The organism is Limisphaerales bacterium, assembly GCA_014382585.1.
Lineage (GTDB): Bacteria > Verrucomicrobiota > Verrucomicrobiia > Limisphaerales > UBA1100 > JACNJL01.
Genome location: JACNJL010000010.1, coordinates 1 through 6557, shown reverse-complemented (window position 1 = coordinate 6557; position 6557 = coordinate 1). Strand labels below are relative to the sequence as shown.

7 protein-coding genes are annotated in these 6557 nt (G+C 59.2%); 3 read left to right on the top strand and 4 right to left on the bottom strand.

Annotated features, from left to right (window positions below):
* Window positions 1–227 (top strand): hypothetical protein (locus H8E27_00185; protein ID MBC8324038.1); only part of this gene is annotated, 227 nt, incomplete at its 5' end.
* Here H8E27_00185 and H8E27_00180 read toward each other — a convergent pair.
* From H8E27_00180 to H8E27_00165, 4 genes are all read right to left on the bottom strand, one after another.
* Window positions 224–415 (bottom strand): DUF4177 domain-containing protein, encoded by a 192-nt coding sequence (locus H8E27_00180; GenBank protein MBC8324037.1) that lies wholly within the window; start codon window positions 413–415, stop codon window positions 224–226. The genes H8E27_00185 and H8E27_00180 overlap by 4 nt on opposite strands.
* Before the next feature lie 52 nt (window positions 416–467).
* Window positions 468–821: a hypothetical protein gene (locus H8E27_00175; GenBank protein ID MBC8324036.1), complete on the bottom strand. Its 354-nt coding sequence runs from the start codon at window positions 819–821 to the stop codon at window positions 468–470.
* Between the two features lie 160 nt (window positions 822–981).
* A complete protein-coding gene (locus H8E27_00170) occupies window positions 982–2661 on the bottom strand; it encodes a GAF domain-containing protein (GenBank protein ID MBC8324035.1) in 1680 nt (559 codons plus the stop codon).
* The gene (locus tag H8E27_00165; GenBank protein ID MBC8324034.1) at window positions 2658–3761 is read right to left on the bottom strand and encodes an LptF/LptG family permease; all 1104 of its coding nucleotides are present in this window, start codon (window positions 3759–3761) and stop codon (window positions 2658–2660) included. Before H8E27_00165 ends, H8E27_00170 begins: the two co-directional genes overlap by 4 nt.
* Window positions 3762–3847: 86 nt before the next feature.
* Between H8E27_00165 and H8E27_00160 the strand changes: the two genes are divergently transcribed.
* The gene (locus H8E27_00160) at window positions 3848–5212 is read left to right on the top strand and encodes an MBL fold metallo-hydrolase (protein ID MBC8324033.1); all 1365 of its coding nucleotides are present in this window, start codon (window positions 3848–3850) and stop codon (window positions 5210–5212) included.
* Between the two features lie 20 nt (window positions 5213–5232).
* Window positions 5233–6504 (top strand): prepilin-type N-terminal cleavage/methylation domain-containing protein, encoded by a 1272-nt coding sequence (locus tag H8E27_00155; GenBank protein MBC8324032.1) that lies wholly within the window; start codon window positions 5233–5235, stop codon window positions 6502–6504.
* The last annotated feature ends 53 nt before the right edge of the window (window positions 6505–6557 follow it).

Genomic DNA, 6557 nt, shown 5'->3' with positions numbered 1-6557 from the left:
AAACCATACAGTCTAAGCCCACATCCATCGTCCGGTTGGACGACGGGTTGTGGCATGAAAACGCCGATGGAAAAATTTTTACCGGCAGCATCGTTCACGAGGAGGACTCCATACGATGGGAGGAAAAATACGACAAAGGAGTGCGCGTTTTTGTGCGCGCCTGGGATGAGGATGGCAGCCCCGTGCCGCTCCATTCCTGGAACGCCGACGGCTCGCCGGCTGACTAATCCGCCATGCCCTCGCCTGCGGCTCGTTTAAAAAACAGCCGGTACATTCGGCGATCAGCTTGTCGACTGGGATCAATTGTCTCGTCAATGACGCTCACCAGCTCCCATCCGTTTTCCCCGAAATTTTGGAGCACTTTCTCCATCTCTTTTTCCGGTACGTCCAATTGGCGGTGTTCCCAAATTTGCATACGGAAAGTGTATCGCGCTGTTTTGCGCAAGACAACTCGAATCGCCAGCGTTTTATTTATATAAATCGGGCGATGGGATAGGCGCCGGTTTGTTCGCCTCCTGAATAATTTGCAACCGGGCCTTCTCGTCCTCCAGCCACGTCCGCACTTTTGCCAATTCCCGCGCCTCGTCCGTCTTAGGAAACTGTTCGATGAATATCTGAATCTCCGAAGCTGCGGCCTCATATTTTTTTAAGGCATCCGCCACATCCGCAGTCGACCCGATGCCCTGATCCACCGCCTTGAGCTTGGCAATTATGGCGGCGTGCTGGCGTGCAGCCTCGGTGTCCGGCCCGGCATCCCCGCAGCCGACCCCACACATTGCCGTCATGATGGCCGCGCCCATTTTCAAATATCTACCGATCACGCCGATTAGTTTATCGCCACTCCGCACAGGAGCAACCGCAAGTTGGTCACAAATTATCATAATCGACTGAATCGACGTGGGTATGCGTCGTTTCAATGAACCCTTCCACGCGAAATTGCATTGGCATACCCGCGTTCGGCCGGGATCGTCAGCGTTGGATTTATTCCCCCGCCAGACATAGCGTAATCTTTGTGCCGCACCCCTCCTCCGATTCCAATTCCACCCGCCCACCGTGGGCTTCAGCCACTTTTGCCACAATGGCCAGGCCGAGTCCGCCGCCTTTTTCTTTGGTCGTGCTGAGCATGCCGGTGAAGGCGCGTTCGCGTTGGGCATCGGTCATCCCCGGGCCAGTATCGGCAAAGGCCACGCGCAGTTCGTTGCCCTCGCGCGCGGTGGCTATGCGCAATGTGCCGCCCTCGGGCATCGCCTCGGTGGCATTGAGAATCACGTTGAGGAACGCCTGCGAAAGTTGGGTGGCATCCGCTTTCACCGGCGGCAACTCCGGTGCATCATCGCGTTCCAATTGGATGGAATGATGCTGAAGTTTGTGGCGCGTGAGTAACGCAAGATCGTCGAGTAATGTCGGCACGTGTACCGGCGCCATGCGCGGCTCGGCGTTGCGGGCAAAGTTCACGATGTTGTCCACGATGCGGTCGAGGTGATCCATCTTGTCACCCAACACCCGCGCATCCTCACAACGCGGATCACCTTCAGGGAATTGTAAATTCAGCGAGTGGTACAACATCTTCATCACCGTGAGCGGGTTACGAATTTCGTGCGCCACTTCCGCCGCCAATAATCCCAGCGCACTGAGCTGTTCGTTGCGGCGGAGTTGTTCCTCGCCATCCACCGTGCGTTCGTACAACCGCGCCTTTTCAATCGCCACCGCCGAGAGTTCCGCCAGTGCCGCCAGCGTGCTCATTTCTTCATTTGAAAAAACATGCGGCGTGTCCGTATAAACATTCAGCGTGCCCAGGCAATCTTCCGAATAAACCAATGGCACACTGAGCAGTGAAATAAATCCTTCGCGCCGGGCGATTTCGGCGTGCTGATATTGCGCGGAGTTTTGCAGGTCGCCCACCTGCATCGGCTTGCGACGGCGCACCACCGAGCCCATCAAGCTTTCTGCCACGCTCAGCGCCGGACGTTGCTGGTAATCGCTGCCCGCGCCGTGTTGCGCGCGCACCTCCAGCCATTCGCCGCTGGCATCAAGTAACTGCAACGAGCACGCGCGCGCGCGGCCCAGTCCCGCCGCTTCGCGCGTGATCGCCTCCAGCACATCATCGAGAATCAGCGTGCGGTTGATCGTCTGCCCCACGCTCACCAGTGATTCCAACAACTCCGTCCGTTGGCGCAGCTGTTCATAAAGCCACGTGTTATGAATCACCTGCGTGGCGTGCACCGCCAGTTCCTCCAGCAGCGCCTGATCCGTTTCAGAAAACGCATCCACCTCCGTGGCATCTACCCGCAGCACCGATCGCACCGAGCCTTCCATCCGCAACGGAACCGCCAACTCACTATGCACGCCCGGCCGCCCGCCGGCACAGCGCTCATCGCCTCCTGCATTCCCCACGCGCAACGATTTGCCGTGGCGCACGACCCAACCTGCGACACCGGCCTCCAGGCGTGTATTGGGATCCGGCTCCGGCAAACCCTCGGCTGCCTCGGTTTCCAGCAATCCGGTATTTGGATTCAGCAGCACCAACGAACCGCTCGACGCCCGCACCAAACTCACCGCCTCCCGCACCACCAAACGCAATGCCGCCTCCGGTTCCAGCGTGGAATGAATTGCCCGCACGCTGTCGTACAACCGTGTCATTTGTTCCGGCAGCAAGTTCATGGCACCTTTCGCATCAACACTATTCCTACCCCGGCAAAAACGAGATTCGGCAGCCACGCCGCAAGCAACGCCGGGATGTGACCGGCCGTGCCCAGTGCCAGTCCCCACCGCAACAGCACGAAGTAAAAAAAACAAATGGCTACACTCCCCGCCACCCCCGCATACACGTTTCGCCGTCCGCCCATCGCGCCAAAGGGGATCGCCACAAACACCACTACCAGACACGTGAACGGCTGGGCCAACCGTCCGTGAAATTGGGTTTTTAACAGCGCCGCGCGATCCGTTTTCATTTCGGGATGTAGTTTTTGGTATTCCATTATTTCGCCCAGCGAAAGGCGAAGGCGCTTGGCCGCCATGATTTTGTCCATTTGAGTCACCCTGATTTCCGCCTGCAATTGCGCGGGCGAGCCGCCAATGAACCGGCCGGTTAATACGTTGGTCACCAGCAACTGCGGCAGGTCATTGGCGGGAGGCCGGTAGATTTGCAATTGGGCATCATAAAACACCCACGTGCCTTTCTTCCATTCGGCGCGGCTGGCAAACAGTTCATAGCGCGCATCGCGCTCGACCCAATCCACCGCCGGCTGCTCCATCTCGCCGGTGGCGGGGTTGTAGCGTTTGATGTGCCAAACTTGCTGTTTGGAATCGTCCCGAAAATCGAGGTTTGCCAGCCACACCGAATTAGTATCCCCGGCGGCTTTGACCAAACGCGACGCCTCGGCCGTTGCCCGCGGGGCGATAAATTCAGTCACCAGAAATAGCCCGCCACCCAGCACTAATGCTACCCCGAAGTAAGGCACACTGAGCCGGGCCAAGCTCACTCCGGCCGCGCGGATGGCGACCAACTCGTTGTGGCGCGCGTGATTGGTGAGCGTGTACAGCAGCGCGAGCAAGAGCGCAATGGGCAGCACGGTCGTTAGCAGTTCGGGGGTTTGCAGCAAATAATAACGCGCCATGTCGCCCGCATCCATGTTGGCGGATTGAAACACATCCATCTGGCTGAACAAATCAAACGCAGTCCAGAAAATCTGAAAGCCGAGCAGGCAGTAAAACAACGGCACGAATAATTCGCGCAGCAAATAGCGGTCCAACAATCGCATGCGCGCACAGGCTAACCGCGTGTGCGGGATGAAGCAAGGCAGGCAAATGGCTCGCGTGCCTTCGCCTGCGACATTAGGCTGCCGTTGTGCGTGTGACCAACCTCAACCCCGCCGACACCATCGGGGCCAGCGCGTGGCTTGTGGAAACTGGCGGCCACACCATCCTGCTTGATGCCGGCACGCATCCGGGCATGGAAGGTGCCGAAGGATTACCCCGTTATTCGCAGGTGGCCGATGCCGAAGTGGAGGCCATCGCGCTTTCCCATTGCCATCACGATCACTGCGGCTCGCTGCCCGTTGCGCTCCGGCACTTTCCCCGCGCGCGGGTGTTGATGACGGAGCCGAGCTATTTCATCGTGGAACGCGTGCTGCACAATTCAGTAAACGTGATGAAACGCCAGCGCGTGGAGCAGGGCATTTGGGAGTACCCGCTGTACAGCCACGAGGAAATCGATGAGTTCTCCTATTTGTTCCAGGGCTTTAAATATGGTCACGTGGAGCCGTGGGGCGCGTTCGCGAGCGAAGGGGATTCGCCCACGCTGTCCTTCCACCACGCCGGACACGTGCTGGGCTCCGCGGGCATACGCGTGGCGCACCGGAAGGAAAGTTTGTTTTATTCAGGCGACGTGTGTTTCCACGACCAAACCCTTTCGCCCAAGGCGGATTTCGATGGCGTGAAAGCGAATGTGCTCATTTTGGAAACCACCCGCGGCAACACTGAAACACCCAAAGGCTTCACGCGTGACGAAGAAGCGAAGCGTTTTTTAGACGCCATCCGCGCCGGGCTCGAGCGCAACGCTGGCGTGCTCGTGCCGGTATTTGCCCTCGGCCGCACGCAGGAAGTTTTGGGAATGCTCGCGCTGGCCATGCAACGCGGCGAGCTGCGCAAGCAGCCCGTTTACATTGGCGGACTCGGTCGAGTGTTCACGGAAATTTATGACCTCGTCTCCGGGCGCGCGCCCAATCGGCGGCCGGATTTAAATCTACATGAGGCGCTGGATCTTCGCGTACTCGAGCGGCGGGATCTGAACAAAATCAAACTCGACGGCCAGCTCTTCGTCATCACCGCCGGTATGATGAGCGAGCACACGGCAGCCCACGAACTGGCGGTGCGCATGGCACCGGTCGAAAATCACGCCATTCACTTCGTCGGCTACGCCGCGCCGGACACCCCCGCAGGCCGACTCCGCGCCGCCGCTCGCGGTGAAATGTTTCACTTCAGCGACAGCGGCGGCACATTAGCGCGCCATTGCGAAATGGAATGCTACGACCTCACCGCCCACGCCGAGCGTGAGGAGTTGGTGGAATTCGCCGTACGCCTCAACCCGCGAACCGTCCTCCTCGGCCACGGCGAACCCGAGGCCCGCGATTGGATGGAGCAAACCCTGCGCGATCGCCTGCCGAAATTAATCATCCATCAACCCGCGCCAGGTGAAATGGTGGAGGTGTGATTTTTTGAATCCTTCTCCGCTTGCCTGCACTCGCGTTTTACGGTAATTTTTCCATCGTCCCCGTGGCACGCAATCCATCCAGAGCCGGCTTTACTTTGCCGGAAGTGCTCGTCGCCGTAGCCATATTGGCCCTGGTGATGACCCTGATCTTTGGCGTATTTGGCTCTTTGCTCACGGCCACCCGCTCCGGTGCGGAAGCTGCCGACAACACCCAACGTGAACGCATGGCTCTGCGCGCACTGGCCGATGCCCTCGCCGGCACCTCGTGGTATCGCCAGCGTGGCCCGGGCCAATTTGTTGCCGGGCAAGGGGCGGAAGGCTTCAGCCAGCTCGAATTGGTCACCCGCGTGCCCCCCGGTTTTTGGGGCAACCGTGCACTGGGCAACTCCCCGTTGCGCCGCGTGCAATTCATTGTGGAGCCCGCACCCGATGGCGGCCATCAATTGGTCCTCAAACAGGAAGCGGTTTTGGCCGACACCAATTCCTTCACGCGCATGCACCGCACGGTGTTGCTGCCGAAGGTCACGCAATTTCTCATCAATCTCCGCCCGCACGGGGCTGATGCGCAGTGGCAGCCGGCTTGGGATTCCACCCACGCCCTGCCGCGCCTCGCACGCGTGGAACTGGCCTCGCACGAACATCAAACACCGCGTGCCAAAGAAATGGCCGTGTACGCCAATGCCGCCACCCACGCCTCCGCCGCCCCCGGCATCGGCGCCACCACCAACATCGCCGGCGTGGTGTTCGGCGAAGGTGGATTCAACGTCGACAAAGGCTCCTCCAACGGCCGGTATATTTTTCTCATCGACAAATCAGGCAGCATGCGCGGCGACCGTTTGGCCGTCGCCAAAAAGGCGTTGATGAATACGCTGCAACAAATGGAAGAGGGGAGTAAATTTTACATTTACTTTTTCAATCGTGAAGCCGACGCGATGCCCGCCAGTGCGATGCTTGACGCCTCACCGGACAACATCGGCCGTATGGCCGACTGGTTAAGCACCCGCGATGCCCAAGGCGGCACCGATCCAATCCCCGCGCTGGAAGGCGCTTTTGGCCATGAGCCCACGGAAATCTGGCTGCTCACGGATGGACAGTTTCATCCGAAAGTGATGGAGGCCGTTAAGCAACTCAATACCGGCAAAGAAATCAAAGTCAACACCCTCGGCCTCGGCGACGAAATCCGCGGCCGCCGCGGCGAGGCCTTGCTGATGATCATCGCCAAGGAAAACGGTGGCACCTACACCTACGTCAACCCCGAAGCCAACGCGCCGGGGCCTGCTCCGCAGAAGTAAGTAAACGATGGTGCGCGGTACAGGGCTCGAACCTGTGACCCCCACCGTGTCGA